The sequence below is a fragment of the Lysobacter koreensis genome, from assembly GCF_042677045.1.
In the GTDB taxonomy this organism is placed as follows: Bacteria; Pseudomonadota; Gammaproteobacteria; order Xanthomonadales; family Xanthomonadaceae; genus Lysobacter_K; species Lysobacter_K koreensis.
On record NZ_JBHTIH010000004.1, the window covers coordinates 74,081 to 91,333 of the forward strand.

A 17,253-nucleotide genomic window follows, 5' to 3' on the forward strand; every position below is an offset into this window, starting at 1 on the left:
AGTCAGGCCGCGACGCTGTGGTTGCTCTCCACCGGGGCCACGCCATCGCCGCAGACATCGCGCCAGAAGTGGTACATCACCCCGAACATCACCACGTACAGCACCAGCAGCAGGCCGAGGTAGACCGGCACCATCAGCGCCACGCCGAGCGCCGGGTGGATCAGGCTGCCGATCCCGCCGACCAGCAGCATCAGCAGGCCCAGCACCAGGCCAAGCACCATCGCCATCAGGAACGCGACCACCGCCAGCACCAGCAGCGGCAGCAGGTTCTTCAAGGTGCCGACCACGCCGTCGGCGATCGCGCCGCCGATCGGGCGCGAGCCCAGCGCGACCTGGCCGAAGCCGATCGCGTAGACGCCGGTCAGGAACAGCGCCAGCAGCGAACCCAGCCCGAGCATGCGCCCGAACCCGTCCGGCATCTTCGGCAGCGCCGAGGCATCGGTCGGCGGGTTCTGCGACATCGCCAGCACCTTCATGTACCACTCGAGGAAGCCGTCGCCGAACAGGCCGATCACCAGCAGCGCGACCGCCAGATACAGCGCCGTCATCAGCAGGCCGAAGCCGATCAGGCGGCCGGCATCGCCGCCGGCCTTGAACGGCTGCAGCACGTCGGTCGCGTGCGCGGGCCGGTTGTGCTCGGTGGCATGGATCAGCCGCAGGTAGCCGCCGATCAACGGCGACAGGATCAGGATCGAGATCACCGTGGCGATCGCGGCGATCGCCAGCAAGCCCGTCTGGCCGGGCGAGAACACGCCCTGCACCACCAGCTGGATCACGCTGGGCAGCAGCGCGGCGACCGCGAGCAGGGCCGCGCCGCCGAGCACCGCGCGCGCATTGTGGCGGCCCAGGTTGATTCCGCGCTTGAGCCAGCCCAGGCCGGCGAGCGGCCCCATTGCACGTGTGGTCATGGTGTTTTTCCCCAGGGATGGAGGGTCGGCCGCGGCCGCCCAAAGTAGATGCAAAGCAGGTCGATGCGAAACGGAACGTCAGCGCCCGGCCAGGCCGCGCGCGTGGTGGACGAAGCGGCGCAGCACCCGGCGCGCCTGCGGCGTCGCGCGGACGTTGCCGGCGATCGTCTTCGGGCAGTGGCCTTCGCGCTGCAGCGCGACCTTGCGCGCCTGCACGTAGCCGCGCATGTGGGTGGCGCTGAATTCGGGGTGGAACTGCACGCCCCAGGCGCTCTGGCCCCAGCGGAACGCGTGGCAGGCGTCGTGCACCGAGCGCGCAAGCACGGTCGCGCCCTCGGGCGCGCGCAGCACGGTCTGCAGGTGCGTGGTCTGCACCGCGAACTGCGCCGGCAGCGGCCCGAACAAGGCGTCGTCGCCCGCGGCCGGGTGCAGGTCGAGGTCGACCGTGCCCATCTCGCGGCCGGCCGGGTGGTCGCCGACTTCGCCGCCGAGCGCGTGCGCGAGCAGTTGGTGGCCGTAGCAGATCCCGAACAGCGGCATGCCGGCGTGCGCGGCGTCGCGCAACCAGGCGGCGCTGCGCTCGCTCCAGTCGTGGCGGTGGGTGACCATCGCGCCCGAACCAGTCACGATCGTGCCGGCGAAGCCGTCGCGCGATGGCAAGGTTTCGCCGGCTTCGACATTGACCACCACCGCCTCGTCGGGGTGCAACCCGGCGGCGACACGGATCCAGTGGGGAAAGCCGCGGTGGCGGCGCATCGATTCGACCGGCTGGCCGGTTTCGAGGATCAGGAAAGGCTGGGTCACGGCGGCCGCGCAGGTAGTCGAAGGACGTACAGGCCAGGAACCGCAAGGCCCGCAGCTATACTAGCGCGCTTTGTTGCACTGCATGAGGCAGACCATGGCCAGCCCGTCCGCCGCACCGAGCCTTCCGTCGCCGCCAACCTTCCAGGAGCTGATCCAGCGCCTGAACGCGTTCTGGGGCGCGCAGGGTTGCGTGCTGATCCAGCCGCTCGACCTCGAAGTCGGCGCCGGCACGTTCCACCCGGCCACGTTCCTGCGCGCGCTCGGGCCGGACGCATGGAACGCCGCCTACGTGCAGCCGTGCCGCCGCCCCACCGACGGCCGCTACGGCGAGAACCCGAACCGCCTGCAGCGCTACTACCAGTACCAGGTGGCGATGAAGCCGTCGCCGGACAACATCGTCGAGCTGTACTTCGATTCGCTGAAAGTGCTCGGCGTCGACCCGCTGGTGCACGACCTGCGCCTGGTCGAGGACAACTGGGAATCGCCGACGCTCGGCGCCTGGGGCTTGGGCTGGGAGGTCTGGCTCAATGGCATGGAGGTGACCCAGTTCACCTACTTCCAGCAGGCCGGCGGCATCGAGTGCAAGCCGGTGCTGGGCGAGATCACCTACGGCCTCGAACGCCTGTGCATGTACCTGCAGAACGTCGACAACGTGTTCGACCTGGTGTGGACCCACGGCCCGCAAGGCACGGTCTACTACCGCGACGTCTACCACCAGAACGAGGTCGAGCAGAGCACCTACAACTTCGAGCACGCGAACGTCGAGGTGCTGCTGCGCCGCTTCGACGAATGCGAGGCCGAGGCCGCCAAGCTCACCGAACTGGGCCTGCCGCTGCCGGCCTACGAGCAGGTGTGCAAGGCCAGCCACTGCTTCAACCTGCTCGACGCGCGCCGCGCGATCTCGGTCACCGAACGCCAGCGCTACATCCTGCGCGTGCGCAAGATCGCGCAGGGCGTGGCCGAGGCGTACGTGGCCAAGCGCAACGCGCTGGCGCAGACGCAGACGCCAGAAGCGGCGTGATTTTTAGCCCCTCTCCCTGCGGGAGAGGGGTTGGGGTGAGGGTTCGGCGGAGCGACGATTGGCGAACTACCGGGGGAACGTCAACGCACGTGGCCGGTTCATCCATGGCTGTGGCACCGCAACTTCGCCGAACCCTCATCTGCCCTTCGGGCACCTTCTCCCAAGGGGAGAAGAAAAAAACAGAGATGCCAGACCATGACTGAAATGAAGCCCCTCCTGATCGAACTTGGCACCGAGGAACTGCCGGTCAAGGCCCTGGCCGGCCTCGCGCAGGCGTTCTTCGACGGCGTGCTCGATGGCCTGGCCAAGCGCGGCATCGCGATCGAGCGTGGCAGCGCCAAGCCGCTGTACACGCCACGCCGGCTCGCGGTGCTGCTGCCGGGCGTCGCCGTCGAGCAGCCCGAGCAGACCTCCGAGGTGCTCGGTCCCTATCTCAACATCGCGCTCGACGCCGACGGCCAACCGACCAAGGCGCTGCAGGGCTTCGCCGCCAAGGCCGGGGTCGAGTGGAGCGCGCTGGAGAAGACCAGCGACAACAAAGGCGAGCGCTTCGTCCACCGCGCCACCAAGCCCGGCGCTGCGACCGCCGCGCTGCTGCCGGAGGTCGTGCGCGACGCGCTCGCGGCGATGCCGATTCCCAAGCCGATGCGCTGGGGCGGCCACGACTACGGCTTCGCCCGCCCCGTGCACTGGCTGGTGCTGCTGCTCGGCGGCGACATCGTCGAGGCGCAGCTGCTGGGCGTGCGCAGCGACCGCATGAGCCGCGGCCACCGTTTCATGCACGACAAGCCGGTGTGGATCGGCCAGCCGGGCGACTACGTCGAATCCCTGCGCGGCGCCAAGGTGCTGGTCGACGCCGACGAGCGCCGCGCCTGCATCGTGCGCGAGGTCGAGCAGGTGGCCGCCGCGGCCGGCGGCGTCGCACGCATCGACGCCGGCATCCTCGAGGAGGTCAACGGCCTCACCGAATGGCCGAAGGCAATCGCCTGCGGCTTCGAGCGCGAGTTCCTTGCGGTGCCGGCCGAGGCGCTGATCGCGACGATGGAAACCAACCAGAAGTTCTTCCCGGTGCTCGACGGCGACGGCCAGCTGACCGAGCGCTTCGTCGGCATCGCCAACATCGAGTCGAAGGACGAAGCCCAGGTCCGCAAGGGCTACGAGCGCGTGATCCGTCCGCGCTTCGCCGATGCGCAGTTCTTCTTCGTCGAGGACATGAAGCAGGGCCTGGCGTCGATGAACGACGGCCTGGCAAGCGTGACTTACCAGGCCAAGCTCGGCACGGTCGCCGACAAGGTTGCGCGCGTGGCGGCGCTGGCCGAGGCGATCGCCGAGCAGGTCGGCGTGGATCCGGCGCTCGCGCGACGCGCCGCGGAACTGTCCAAGGCCGACCTGCAGTCGCGCCTGGTCAACGAGTTCCCGGAGCTGCAGGGCATCGCCGGGCGCTACTACGCCGCGGTCGAGAACCAGCCGCTGGAACTGGCCGCCGCGATCGACGAGGCCTACATGCCGCGCTTCGCCGGCGATGCGATTGCACCAAGCAAGCTGGGGCAGGTGCTGGCGGTGGCCGAGCGGCTCGACACCCTGGCCGGTGGCTTTGCGGCCGGGCTCAAGCCGACCGGCAACAAGGACCCGTTCGCGTTGCGGCGCAATGCGCTGGGCCTGGCACGCACCTTGATCGAGGGCTTGTTCGACCTCGACCTGCCCACCTCGATCGCGCAGGGCCACGGCGGCGCGGGCGACGCGATCGCGCGCAATGAGCTGCTCGCCCAACGGGGTGGTGCGCGCGCACCAGCCGCAGCCTCCGACGTCACCACCGCCGAACAGCAGAAGCGCGAACTGCACGACTTCGTGCTCGAGCGCATGCGCGGCTACTACGGCGACAAGGGCGTGCCTGCGCAGCACTACGAGTCGGTCGCCGCGCTGCGGCCGGGCTCGCTGTCCGACTTCCACCGCCGCCTCAAGGCGATCGGCGAGTTCGCCAAGCTGCCCGAGGCTGAAGCCCTGGCCGCGGCCAACAAGCGCATCCGCAACATCCTAAAGAAGGTTGACGGCGCGGTGCCGACCGCGATCGACACCAACCTGTTCACCGAAGCCGCCGAACGCGAACTGGCCGAATCGGTCGACGCCGCGATTGCCGACACCGATCCGCTGCTCGCGCAACGCGACTACGTCGCAGTGCTCGGCCGACTGGCGCGGCTGCGACCGCAGGTCGACGCGTTCTTCGACGCGGTGATGGTCAACGTCGACGATCTGGCGGTACGCAACAACCGCCTGGCGCTGCTCAAGCGCCTCTCGGACCGGCTCGGCAGCGTGGCGGCGATCGAGCACCTGTCGAGCTGATTCCGTCGGCTGGTTGCCGTGAGGGGCACGCGTCGACGATGGCGTATGAGTCGCGTCATCGCCACTTGATCGCGTTAATCGGGTGTTGACGGCATCCGGGTATCCTCCGCCGATGCCCTTTCTCCCCCGTGCCCTCGCCACCGCCGCGCTGCTGTTGTCCACGGCCGGCGCGGCGCACGCGGCCACGGTGCGTGCGGTCGAGATCCGCGGGCTCGACGAGGTCATGAGCCAGAACGTGCGGGTGTCGCTGTCGCTGGTCGACGCGATCGACAAGGAGCTGTCCGGGCGGCGACTGGCCTACCTGTTGCGCGAGGCCGAAGACGAGACGCGCGAGGCGCTGGAGCCGTTCGGTTACTACTCGCCGACGATCACCGTGCAGCGCACCCGCGATGGCGTGACCACCGTGGTCGGCGATCCCGCGACACCCGCGCCCGCCACTGCCACCGCCACCGCCGCGACCGGTGAGGCGGACGCGGACGAAGCCGACACCCGCCGCGCCGCGAACACCTCGCCGGTCACGGTGACGATCAGCGTCGAACTCGGAACGCCGGTCACCGTGCGCGACGCGCGTGTCGCGATCGAGGGCGCCGGCGGCGACGACCGCTACCTCAAGCGGGACCTCGGCGAGTTCAAGCCGCAGGCCGGCGACGTGTTCGACCACGAGGTCTACGAGACCAGCAAGGCGCGCATCACCCGCCGGCTGGCCGAGCGTGGCTACTTCGATGCCGATTTCGCCAGCCGCCGGGTCGAAGTCACGCGCGCGCAGCACGCCGCCGACATCGAGCTGGTCTGGAGCAGCGGCGAGCGCTACGACATGGGCCCGACCACGTTCGAACAGACGCCCAAGCGGATCATCCGCGAGAGCCTGCTCGAGCGGCTGGTGTACTGGGAGGTCGGCAGCTACTACCACCAGGGCAAGCTCGACCGCTTGCGCGAATCGCTGGCGCGGCTGGACTACTTCGCCAGCATCGACATCGCGCCGCACCCGGAGGACGCGGTCGACGGCGAGGTGCCGGTCACCGTCACCCTGACCCCGGCCAAGCGCAGCATCTATACCGCCGGCCTCAGCTACGGCACCGACAGCGGCGCCGGTGTCCGCCTCGGCGGCGAGCGCCGCTACCTCAACGACCGCGGCCACAAGGCGCTGGCGCAGATCGACTGGGCGGAACGGCGCAAGACCCTGACCGGGCAGTACCGCATTCCCGCGTTCGCTTACCTCGACGGCTGGTACACGCTCAGCGCACAGGCCGCCGACGAGCAGACCGACTACATCGACAACCGCCGCATCGAGCTCGTCGCCAGCCGCAGCGGCGAGCTCAACCCGCGCTGGACCGCGGTCGCCTCGCTGCATGCGTTGCGCGAGCGCTGGGCCTACACCGCCGAGGACGATGGCGACCCGCTGACGCCGCCGATGTACCGCTACGCGACCTTCAGCTACCCGTCGCTGCGCGGCGAGTACATCGACGCCGACGACCGCATCCACCCGCGCGACGGACTCGGCGGCACGCTGATGCTGCGCGGCGGCGTCGAAGGCGCGGGCTCGGACGTGAGCTTCGCCCAGGTCCACGCCAGCGCGCGCTGGTACCGCGGGCTGGGTCCGCAGAGCCGGTTGATCACCCGCGGCGAGCTCGGCCATACCTTCGTCGACGCGCGGATCGGCACGCTGCCGCCAAGCCTGCGCTTCCATGCCGGCGGCGACCGCAGCATCCGCGGCTACGCGTGGCGCGAGGTCGGCCCGCGCATCGGCCCCGCCGGCGACCAGTTCCCGGTCGGCGCGCGCAACGTCGCCACCGGCAGCGTCGAGTACGAACAGTATTTCGGCCGCGGCGAGTGGGGCGCGGCGGCGTTCCTCGACGGCGGCAGCGCGTTCAACGATTCGCCGGTGTGGCGCACCGGCGTCGGCGTCGGCCTGCGCTGGAAGTCGCCGGTCGGGCCGGTGCGCATCGACGTCGCGCACGGGCTCGACGATCCCGACTCGTCGTTCCAGCTGTACCTCAACATCGGCGCGGACCTGTAGCGATGGCGGGAGCCTTCAAGCGCACGCGCGCCGGCGCCGAACCGGACCTGGCGCCGGAGCAGCGCGAGGCGCGCATCGCCGAGCTGCGCGCGCGCCGGCGCGCGCGTGTGCGCTACCTCGCGATCCGCGGCGGCCTGTTCAGCGCCGCGCTGGTGCTGGCGCTGCTGGTGTTCGGCTACTGGCTGCTGACCACGATCGGCGGGCGCGAGCTGCTGCTGGCGCAGGTGGTGCAGCGCCTGCCCGACAACGCGACGCTGTCGTGGCAGCGCGCCGAAGGCCCGGCTCGCGGGCCGCTGACGCTGCACGGCGTGCGCTTCGCGTACACGCCGCAGTGCCAGCCCGACGACGACGCCTGCGTCCCCGCTGGCCCGATCGTGTTCACTGCGCGGCGCGCCTACCTGGATTTCGCGCTGCGGCCGCTGCTCGGTCGACGGCTGCGCCTGGACGCGCTGCAGGTCACCGACGCCACCCTGCAGCTGCCCGAGAGCCACGAACCGTTCGAGCTGCCGCGCTGGCCCGACGTGCTGCCGCAGATCGCGCCACCGCTGGCGCTGCAGGCCGACGACGTGCGCATCGACGGCTTCAAGGTGCTGCTGGCCGGCAAGCAGCTGATCGACATCCGCAGCCTGCGCGGCGGGCTGGATGCGCAGCGCGGCCACCTGCACGTCGAGCGGCTGGTGGTCGACAGCGACCGCGGCCGCTTCACCGCGCACGGCGACTACGCCCCGCGCGACAACTACCACGCCGACTTGCGCGTAACCGCGGTGGTGCCGGTCCCCAACGCCCCACGCCGCTCGCCGCTGCGGTTGGGCTTCGTCGCCAAGGGCGACCTGGCACGGATGGACGTGGCGCTGGCCGGCGCCGCGCCGGGACCGCTGCGCGCGACCCTGACCCTGCGCGGCGCGCAGCGCCCGCGTTGGCAGCTGCGCGCACGCGGCGAGGCAATCGACACTGCGCTGCTGGCCGGCGCCGACACGCCCGGCGAACCGCTGTCGCTGCGCCTGGATGCCGACGGCATCGGCGGCGACGCGACGCTGCGCGGGCAGTTCGACCGGGGCGACTTCAGCGCGACCGTGCTGCCTTCCAAGGTGAAACTCGAACAGCAGGTGCTGGAGTTCGCGCCGCTGTCGCTGCGCGTGTTCGATGGCCAGGTCACGGTGCGCGGCCGCGGCGATTTCGGCGAGAACCGCGGTGCGGCGCGCATCAACTACGCGATCAATGCGCGCGGACTGCGCTGGGGCGGCGCGACGGCCCCCCCCGCGAGTCCGACCCGCGCGCCGGCGCCGCCCGCGATCGTCGCCGACGGCGCGTTCGGCCTGGCCGGCACCCAGCAGGCGTGGGCGTTGATCGGCAACGCCGCGTTCGTGCGCGACGGCGAGCGCGCGAGCGTGCGCCTCGACGGGCGCGGCCGCGGCCAGGCGCTGGTGATCCGCTCCCTCGAAGCGCAGATGCCGACCGGCACGCTCGACGCGCGCGGCGACATCGCGTGGGCGCCGAAGCTGCGCTGGCAGCTCGACGCGACCTTGGCCGGCTTCGACCCGGGCTACTTCGCGCCCGGCTGGGACGGCGCGGTCAACGGCACGCTGGCGACGCAAGGCGTTGCGCGCGACGTGACAATCGCCGCCGACGGCAGCGCGAGCGCCGGCTACGACGCCACGCTGCAGCTGTCGCAACTCGGCGGGAAGTTGCGCGGGCGCATGCTGGCCGGCAACGCGACCGTCAAGGCGCGGGGCGAGCGCTACGACGGCAACCTCGCGCTCGCGGTCGGCGCCAGCCGTATCGACGCGCAGGGCACGTTCGGCACCACGCCGCGCCTGCACTGGGACGCGAGCGCGACCCTGCGCGCGTTCGACCCGGGCTTCTTCGTCGCGGGCTGGGACGGCGCCGTCGATGGGCGCATCGCCAGCCGCGGCAACCTGCGCGCCGATGGCGGCATCGACGCCAGCCTCGACGCGCCGAAGCTCGGCGGCCAGCTGCGCGGGCGGCCGCTGTCGGGCCGCGCCAACCTCGCGATTGCCGGCGATTCGTACAGCGGCGACGTCGACCTAGCGATCGGCGGCAGCCGCATCGACGCCCGTGGCCGCATCGCCGACACCCTCGACGTCGACGCCCGCCTGCAGCCGCTCAACCTCAACGACCTGGTGCCCGACGCCCGCGGCACGCTGCGCGGCACGTTGCGGCTGACCGGCGCGCGCACCGCGCCAAACATCGATGCCGACCTCAACGGCGCCGGGCTTGCGTTCGGCGAGCTGCGCGCCGCCACCCTGCTCGCCAAGGGCCGGCTGCCGTGGCGCGGCAGCGGCGGTGCCTTGACCGTGCGCGCCAGCGGCCTGCAGGCCGGCGTGCCGTTCGACACGTTGTCCATCGACGCGCGCGGCGCGGTCGAGGCGCTGCAACTGGGCGCGCAGGCGCGTGGCGAGATCGGTGAACTCGCGCTGACCGGCAACGCGCGCAAGACCGGCGCGACCTGGGCCGGCACCCTCGCCTCGCTCTCGCTGGCCCCGGCGCGCGGCGCGCAGTGGCGCCTGCAGCAACCCGCGCAGTTCCGCTGGGACGGAAAAAACGGCGCGTTGTCGAACGCCTGCCTGGCCGCGAGCAGCGGCGGTTCGCTGTGCGCGAACGCGGACTGGCCGCGCCGCGGCCTCGACGTTCGCGGCGATGGCCTGCCGCTCGCGCTGCTGGTGCCGTACCTGCCCGAGCGCGAGGACCGGCGGCCGTGGCTGCTGCGTGGCGACGTCGGCCTCGTCGCGCAGCTGCGCCCGGTGGGCAACAGCTGGCGTGGCCAGGCGACGCTGACCTCGGCCAGCGGCGGCCTGCGCAACAGCGAACGTTCGCGCAGCGAACTGGTCCGCTATCAGGGCCTGGAGCTGCGTGCGACGTTCGACCCGCAACGCCTGCAGGCGCAGTTGGGAGCGACCCTCTTTGATGACGGCCGCGTCGACGCGCGCATCAACACAGGCTGGGACGCGTACTCGCCGCTGAGTGGTGAGATCGCGCTCAACACCGACGAGCTGACGTGGATGGAGCTGCTGTCGCCCGACATCGTCGAGCCGACCGGCCGCCTCGACGGCCGCATCTCGCTGGCCGGCACGCGCGCGGCGCCGCGGCTGGGCGGGCAGGCGCGGCTCACGCGGTTCAGCACCGAACTGCCGGCGCTGGCGATCACCCTGCGCGACGGCGACGTGCGCCTGGTCGCGCAGGCCGACGGCAGCGCGCGCATCAACGGCAGCGTGCGCTCCGGCGACGGCACGCTCAACGTCGACGGCACGCTGGGTTGGCAGGGCACCGACACGCCACTGGTCCTCAACGTGCGCGGCAACAACGTGCTGGTCTCGGACACGCGCGACCTGCACGCGGTCGCCAACCCCGACGTGACCGTGCGCTACAGCGCCGGCCAGCCGCTGCAGGTCACCGGCACCGTCACCGTGCCGGAAGCGCGCATCGACCTGGAGCGCCTCGACTCGGGCGTGTCGGCGTCGCCGGACGTGGTGGTGCTCGATCCGGCCGACCCCGAGGACAAGCTCGCCACCCCGCTCGACATGGACCTCACCATCGCGCTCGGCGACGAGGTCACGCTCAATGGCTTCGGCCTCGACGGCAGCCTCGGCGGCCGCCTGCGCGTGCGCGCACGGCCGGGCCGCGAAATGATCGCGACCGGCGCGCTCGACATCGACGGCCGCTACACCGCCTACGGCCAGAAACTCGACATCACCCGCGGCCGGCTGGTGTGGAGCAACAGCCCGGTCGCGGATCCCATTCTCGACGTCCGCGCCGAGCGCGAGGTCGGCGAAGTCACCGCCGGCGTCGACGTCACCGGCCGCGCCTCGTCGCCGCAGGCGCGCGTGTGGTCGAATCCGTCCAGTTCGCAGTCCGAGGCGCTCGCCTACCTCGCGCTCGGCCGGCCGCTGTCGACCACCAGCGGCGACGAAAGCCGCCAGCTCAACGCCGCCAGCGCCGCGCTGTCGGCCGGCGGCAGCCTGCTCGCCTCGCAACTGGGTGCGCGCATCGGCCTCGACGATGCCGGGGTGATGGAAAGCCGCGCCTTGGGCGGCAGCGTGCTCGGCATCGGCAAGTACCTGTCGCCCAAGCTCTACGTAGGCTACGGCGTGTCGCTGCTCGGCACGGGGCAGGTGCTGACCCTGAAGTACCTGCTGCGCAAGGGCTTCGACATCGAGATCGAATCGAGCACGGTCGAGAACCGCGCGTCGATCAACTGGCGCAAGGAAAAGTGATGGACCAACGCATGGCGCCGACCCGTTACCAGGCGATCGCGCGCATGCGCCGGCGACTCGAGCGCGATGGCTGGCCGCGCCTGCAGATGATGTTGCTGGTGACGATCACCGGTGGCGCCGGCTTCGTCGCGTCGTGGGCGCTGCTGCAGCTGGGCGTCGGCGCCATGTGGCTGCGTTATCCGCTCGCGCTGTGCCTGGCCTACGCGGCCTTTCTGCTGATGCTGTGGCTGTGGTTGCGCACCCGCGCTCACGACTGGGTCGACGGCTGGGATGGCAGCGGCATCGACCTGGCCACTTCGCCAGGCACTGGCGGATCCGCTCCTTGGGGCGGCCTTGGCGGCAACAGTGGCGGCGGCGGCGCGAGCAGTTCGTTCGACGCTGCCGACAGCAGTCCAGCAGACGCGCTCTCCGGTCCGATCGGCGACGCCCTGGGCGCAGCGGCGGATGCCGACGAACTGGCGATCCCGATGGTCGCGGTAGTCGTCGCGGTCGCCGTGGTGGCCCTGCTGGCGCTGTCGTCGCTGTTCGTGGTCTGGTCGGCACCGGTGCTGTTCGCCGAGTTGCTGGTCGATGGCGCGCTGGCCGCCGGCCTGTACCGCCGGCTGCGCGGGATCGATGCGCGGCACTGGCTGGAAAGCGCGGTGCGCCGCACCTGGCTGCCGTTCGTGCTCACGGCCTTGTGCGTCACCGCCGCGGGCTGGGGCATGGCGAAGTACGTCCCCGGCGCCGATTCGCTTGGCGATGTGGTGGCGCAGGTGCAACGCGACTGACCGAAGCAGGTGCCGTCTCGGTCTGGTCTTGTCGACGGTAACCGAGCAACGAGCGCAGGAATCGGGTTCCAGCGCGGAAAACCAGCGTCATCAATCGCTGATGGGTGCCGACGCCTGCTACGCGAGGGGATCGACGGCCTCGATGTGGACATCGGCGAACCACAGCTGTTGCCAGCGCGAGCGCTTGTCGTCGGGCACCAGGCGCTGCGGCGATGCCGATTGTGCCGATGCGAAGCCAGGCTCGCCGTCGAGCACGCGCGCGTTGACCGCCGCGTACAGGCGGCCTTCGATCTCGCACGTCACCAGCACCAGCACCGCGCAGCGCGCGCACGCGAGGCAATCGGCCTGGCCGGAGCCCTGCCGGTAGCGCAGCACCGCCGCGGCATCGCGCTGCACCACCCGCAGTGAACCGCGCGCGTCGGACAACCAGGCCGCGCCGTGCTTGCGGCAGAAGCTGCAATCGCAGCACCGTGGGGCATAGCTCGCGGCCGGCTGCGTCAACACCAGATCGACGACGAGGTTGCCGCAATGGCAGCCGCCCCGCAGCGCGGTGGCGCTCATGGCGAGGCCGCGTAGCGTGCGCCCCGCAAACCTGGCTTGCCGTCGACGACGTCGGTCCAGACCACGTAGGCGCCATCGCCACTGAGCGCGAGTTGCGGGAAGCCGGTCGCGCGGCCGCGGCCTTGCAGCTTCGCGACCTCGACGCGTTGCAACTCGCGCGACAGGTCGGGCGCGTATCGGGCCAGCTGCACGGACTGGCCGTTCGCGTCCTCGCGCATCCACAACAGCCACGCCGCATCGGCGGACAGCGCAACGTCGACGCGGCCCTGCACTTGCGCGCCCTGATCGAGCACCAGCGGCGCGGCAAACGTGGCGCCGGCATCGGCGCTGCGCGCGATCTTGAGCGTCGGCACGTCGTTGGCCGCGGTGTACCAGGCGACGACGGCCTCCTCGCCGCGCGCGGCCACCGCCGGGCCGTTGACCGGGCAGGCCGGCATCTTCCAGCGGTCGGCGTGGACGATCCGGCCCGGCGCCGCGGCGCCATCGAGCCGCTGCGCGACGATGTCGCGGATCTCATCCGGCGTGCGTCCGCGGTACACCAGCAGCGGGCCGCGCGCGGTCAGCGCGGCGTCGGTCTGGCAACAGTCGCAGGTCATCGCATCGAGTTCGCGTTCGCCGCCGCGTTCCAGGCCTGCATCGAAGGTCGCGGTACGCAGCGACATCGCGCCGGCATGGCCGTCTTGGTCGGCATGGCGCGCATGCGATGCGCCGCCGGCGCTGCCCTCATCCTGCGTGTTGCGGCCGTCGAGCCAGGCGATCCCGAGCGTGTCGCGCGACGCCGGCCACAGGGACACGAAGCCGTGCTCGGTCGCGGTGCCGTCGTCGTTGACCAGCAGCGGTGGCGACCAGCTGCTGCCGCCATCGCTCGAACGCACCAGCGCGACGTCGTAGGCGTAGGTCGCCGCGGCCGACTTCTGCAGCCAGTGCGCCCACAGCGCGCCGTCGGCGGTGGCGGCGATGTGCGGGGTGTCGGCCCAGTTGACAAACCAGGTGGTGCCGATGGCGATGGTCTGGCTCGGTTGCCAGGCGCCGCGGGCATCGGTGCGCGCGAATCTGAGCGCATGGCCGCCGGCCTGCGGTTCGATCCACGCCAGCAGCACGTGCCCGTCGGGCGTGGCCACCAGGTCCGGTTGCGCGGCAATCGCGGCGCTGGGCAGCGGCCAGTCTTGCCGTGCGTAGACGCGGGAGGCGACGGGCGGTGTGGCCGGCGCCGCCGCAGACGCCGCCGGCGGACGTTCGCAGGCGGACAGCAGCAGAGCGAGAGCGGGGACCAAGGCGACGGTTTTCATGGCCGCAGCGTACTCCCGAGACCGACCGGCGCGGAGGGGTGTTCGGCGTGCGGCGATTGGTAGGGCGGGTTTCAACCCGCCGTGGCGGCACGCGGGTCGGCGCGAGGTGGGCCACGGGCGGCGGGTTGAAACCCGCCCTACGCGCCGCGACAGCTCGCGAGTGCGACGGTTCCCGACGCGCCGCCGCGCGCGAGGGATAACGGCTTGCCTACTCAGGCGACGTCGCGACTGCGTCGCTGCCGCGCCAGATGCACCAGCAGCAGCGAAATCGCCGCCGGGGTCATCCCCGGGATGCGCTGCGCCTGGCCGACGGTCTGCGGGCGCACGCGTTCGAGTTTCTGGCGCACCTCGATCGACAGCCCGTGCACGCCGTCGTAGGCGAAGCCGTCCGGGATCGCGGTGCCTTCGTTGCGCTGCTGGCGGTCGATCTCCTCGCGCTGGCGCTCGAGATAGCCCGAGTAACGCGCGCCGATCTCGACCTGTTCGGCGACTTGCCCGTCGGCCACGGCCGGCGCCAGCGACGGCAGCCGCATCAGCGCGGCGTAGTCGAGCTCCGGGCGCTTGAGCAGGTCGAGCACGCGCGACTCGCGGGTCAGTTCGACGCCCAGGTGCTGGTGCAGTTCGCGGCCGAGCGGGTTGTTCGGCGCCGCCCACAGCGCGCCCAGCCGCGCGTTCTCGCGTTCGACCGAATCGCGCTTGGTCGCGAACGCCGCCCAGCGTGAATCGGTTACCAGGCCCAGCTCGCGCCCGACCGGAGTCAGGCGCAGGTCGGCGTTGTCTTCGCGCAGCTGCAGCCGGTACTCGGCGCGGCTGGTGAACATGCGGTACGGCTCGCTGGTGCCGTGGGTGATCAGGTCGTCGACCAGCACGCCGAGGTAGGCCTCGTCGCGGCGCGGGCTCCAGCCGGCGTCGCCCCGCACAAAGCGCGCGGCGTTGACGCCGGCCAGCAGGCCCTGCGCGGCGGCCTCCTCGTAGCCGGTGGTGCCGTTGATCTGGCCGGCGAAGAACAGCCCGGCCACGGCCTTGGTCTCGAGCGTGGTCCTGAGCCCGCGCGGGTCGAAGAAGTCGTACTCGATCGCGTAGCCGGCGCGGGTGATGTGCGCATGCTCGAAGCCGGCGATGGAGCGGACCAATGCCAGTTGCACGTCGAACGGCAGCGAGGTCGAGATGCCGTTGGGGTAGATCTCGGTGACGTCCAGGCCCTCGGGCTCGACGAAGATCTGGTGGCTGTCCTTCTCGGCGAAGCGCACCACCTTGTCCTCGATCGACGGGCAGTAGCGCGGGCCGATGCCCTCGATCTGCCCGGTGTACAGCGGCGAGCGGTCGAGCGCGGCACGGATGAGCTCGTGGCTGCGCTCGCTGGTCTGGGTGATCCAGCACGAGACCTGGCGCGGGTGCTCGTCGCGCGAACCGGTGAACGACATCACCGGGCGCGGGTCGTCGCCGGGCTGCTCCTGCATCACCGAGTAGTCGAGCGTGCGCCCGTCGATGCGCGGCGGGGTGCCGGTCTTGAGCCGGTCGACCACGAACGGGCCGTCGCGCAGCTTTTGCGCGAGCGCGAGCGCCGGTGGGTCGCCGGCGCGGCCGGCCGCGTACGTGGTCTGGCCGACGTGGACCTTGCCGGCCAGGAACGTGCCGGCGGTCAGCACCACCGCGGGCGCATCGAAGCGCAGCCCGGTCTGGGTCAGCACGCCGGTCACGGCGCCACCATCAAACGAGATGTCGTCGACCGCGGCCTGGAACACCGTCAGGTTCGGCTGGGTTTCGACCGCGCGGCGGATGAAGGCGCGGTACAGCGCGCGGTCGGCCTGGCAGCGGGTCGCGCGCACGGCCGGGCCCTTGCTCGCGTTCAAGCGCCGCCAGTGGATGCCGGCCGCGTCGGCGGCGCGCGCCATGATCCCGCCGAGCGCATCGATCTCCTTGACCAGGTGGCCCTTGCCGATCCCGCCGATCGCCGGGTTGCAGCTCATCGCGCCGACTGTCTCGATGTTGTGGGTGAGCAGCAGCGTGCGCGCGCCGGTCCGGGCTGCGGCCAGCGCGGCCTCGGTGCCGGCGTGGCCACCGCCGACCACGATGACGTCGTATTGATGGAAGGAATGGGGCATGGCGAGGGCGGTCTCGGAGAGGCCTTGGGCGGCGCGGCCACGGCGGGCAATTTTAGGCGAGGCGCCGGCCCGGCAGCGAACGAGCCGGTCCGGCCAAAGGTTGGCACGCTTCCTGCGACACTACATTTGCACCCAGCGGGGCAGGCGCAAAGCGCCGGCTAGGATTGGAACAGGGCTGGCCACGCGCTCGCAGGGGAAGCCGGGGACCGAATGTCGGGGGACGTTCGGTCCCCATTTTTTTTGCGCGCGATTCCTGCGCCACGCCAGGCTTGGCCGAGTGCCCGCCAACACCGCCAGGCCGCACGGGCACGCCAGCGCGCCACCAGGAACCGGGGATTTGCGGGGCGCCATTGGCGCGGGCCGCGGCGTGGGGCGAAGGCGCCGGCGCCGGCGAGGACGGAACAGGGGGGATCCGTGATTCCTCACCGGGCACCGGCATAGGCGCTTGCTACGACGACTTGCCTGGATGGACGGCCCCAGTGGCGTCTGCGCAACGCAGTCCCGTGGCCGTCTTGATCAGATTACGTCGGAAACCGACGCTAGAGGTCAACGCCTGTAGCTTGCTGGCTGGCAGGCGTGAAATGCAACCCGCAAACACCGGTTCAGGGTCACGGTTCGTGCCGTTCGTCGGACTCGCGCGGGCGCGCCTCACTGCTGCGGCGGATCAGCTGGTCCATCCGCGATTCGGCGCGGCGCGGTTCGGCGATGGTCGGGCGCGCGGGCACCGCCATCTGCGGCTGCTCGTTGCCGCCCCGGGCCTGCTGGCGGCGGCGCAGTTCGTCGAGGTTGCGCCACGGCGGGCGGCCGTCGGGCCGGTGCTGCGGCGGCGGCACGCTGCCGTCCGGGCGCGGCGGCCGGATCACCACCGGTGGGCGCGGCCGGTACGGGTAGTGGTAGGGGTAACCGTAGTGGCCGCCGTAGTAGGGGTAGCCGCGGTGGTAGGGGTAGCCGCCGTACGGATAGCCGTAGCGCGAGCGGAAGCGGTAGGCGTCGCCGTACGGGTAATGGCCGTAGCCGCCGTAGCCTTCGTAACGGTAGTCGACGCTCGGCTGGCCGTAGTAATAGTCGCCGCGGCCGCCATTGCGGTACGCGTAGTCGCCGGTGATGCAGCCGGCGAGCAGGCCGGTGGCGGCCAGTGCAATCGCGGCCCTTGCGATCGTGGCTTTGAAGACCGGCAGTGTGCGGATCATGGTCGGAACCCCCAAG

At 71.5% G+C, this 17,253-nt stretch carries 11 protein-coding genes; 5 read left to right on the forward strand and 6 right to left on the reverse strand.

Annotated features, from left to right (window positions below):
• Window positions 1–2: 2 nt before the first annotated feature.
• Together ACFQZQ_RS09990 and ACFQZQ_RS09995 are read right to left on the reverse strand one after the other, a co-directional pair.
• Window positions 3–908 (reverse strand): hypothetical protein, encoded by a 906-nt coding sequence (locus tag ACFQZQ_RS09990; RefSeq protein WP_386812640.1) that lies wholly within the window; start codon window positions 906–908, stop codon window positions 3–5.
• Between the two features lie 78 nt (window positions 909–986).
• On the reverse strand, window positions 987–1,712 hold the full coding sequence (locus tag ACFQZQ_RS09995) for a glutamine amidotransferase (protein ID WP_386812641.1): 726 nt from the start codon (window positions 1,710–1,712) through the stop codon (window positions 987–989).
• A 94-nt stretch (window positions 1,713–1,806) separates the two neighbouring features.
• On the opposite strand from ACFQZQ_RS09995, the gene glyQ reads away from it, so the two are divergent.
• The 5 genes from glyQ (at window position 1,807) to ACFQZQ_RS10020 (ending at window position 12,092) form a co-directional block, all read left to right on the forward strand.
• Window positions 1,807–2,733, forward strand: coding sequence for a glycine--tRNA ligase subunit alpha (gene glyQ, locus ACFQZQ_RS10000; protein WP_386812642.1), 927 nt, complete (start codon window positions 1,807–1,809; stop codon window positions 2,731–2,733).
• 195 nt (window positions 2,734–2,928) lie between these two features.
• Window positions 2,929–5,073: a glycine--tRNA ligase subunit beta gene (gene glyS, locus ACFQZQ_RS10005; protein ID WP_386812643.1), complete on the forward strand. Its 2,145-nt coding sequence runs from the start codon at window positions 2,929–2,931 to the stop codon at window positions 5,071–5,073.
• Window positions 5,074–5,185: 112 nt separating this feature from the next.
• Complete coding sequence (locus ACFQZQ_RS10010) at window positions 5,186–7,090, forward strand: autotransporter assembly complex protein TamA (protein WP_386812644.1); 1,905 nt, start codon at window positions 5,186–5,188, stop codon at window positions 7,088–7,090.
• Window positions 7,091–7,092: 2 nt separating this feature from the next.
• Window positions 7,093–11,322 (forward strand): translocation/assembly module TamB domain-containing protein, encoded by a 4,230-nt coding sequence (locus ACFQZQ_RS10015; RefSeq protein WP_386812645.1) that lies wholly within the window; start codon window positions 7,093–7,095, stop codon window positions 11,320–11,322.
• Entirely contained in the window at window positions 11,322–12,092 is a 771-nt protein-coding gene (locus ACFQZQ_RS10020; protein ID WP_386812646.1) for a hypothetical protein, read from the forward strand. Before ACFQZQ_RS10015 ends, ACFQZQ_RS10020 begins: the two co-directional genes overlap by 1 nt.
• A 117-nt stretch (window positions 12,093–12,209) precedes the next feature.
• On the opposite strand, the gene ACFQZQ_RS10025 is transcribed toward ACFQZQ_RS10020, so the two are convergent.
• From ACFQZQ_RS10025 to ACFQZQ_RS10040, 4 genes are all read right to left on the reverse strand, one after another.
• Window positions 12,210–12,653, reverse strand: a complete 444-nt coding sequence (locus ACFQZQ_RS10025; protein ID WP_386812647.1) for an aldehyde-activating protein — start codon at window positions 12,651–12,653, stop codon at window positions 12,210–12,212.
• On the reverse strand, window positions 12,650–13,942 hold the full coding sequence (locus ACFQZQ_RS10030) for a hypothetical protein (RefSeq protein ID WP_386812648.1): 1,293 nt from the start codon (window positions 13,940–13,942) through the stop codon (window positions 12,650–12,652). Before ACFQZQ_RS10030 ends, ACFQZQ_RS10025 begins: the two co-directional genes overlap by 4 nt.
• A 212-nt stretch (window positions 13,943–14,154) precedes the next feature.
• On the reverse strand, window positions 14,155–16,047 hold the full coding sequence (mnmG, locus tag ACFQZQ_RS10035; RefSeq protein ID WP_386812649.1) for a tRNA uridine-5-carboxymethylaminomethyl(34) synthesis enzyme MnmG: 1,893 nt from the start codon (window positions 16,045–16,047) through the stop codon (window positions 14,155–14,157).
• A gap of 608 nt (window positions 16,048–16,655) precedes the next feature.
• The gene (locus tag ACFQZQ_RS10040) at window positions 16,656–17,237 is read right to left on the reverse strand and encodes a hypothetical protein (protein WP_386812650.1); all 582 of its coding nucleotides are present in this window, start codon (window positions 17,235–17,237) and stop codon (window positions 16,656–16,658) included.
• Window positions 17,238–17,253: the final 16 nt, after the last annotated feature.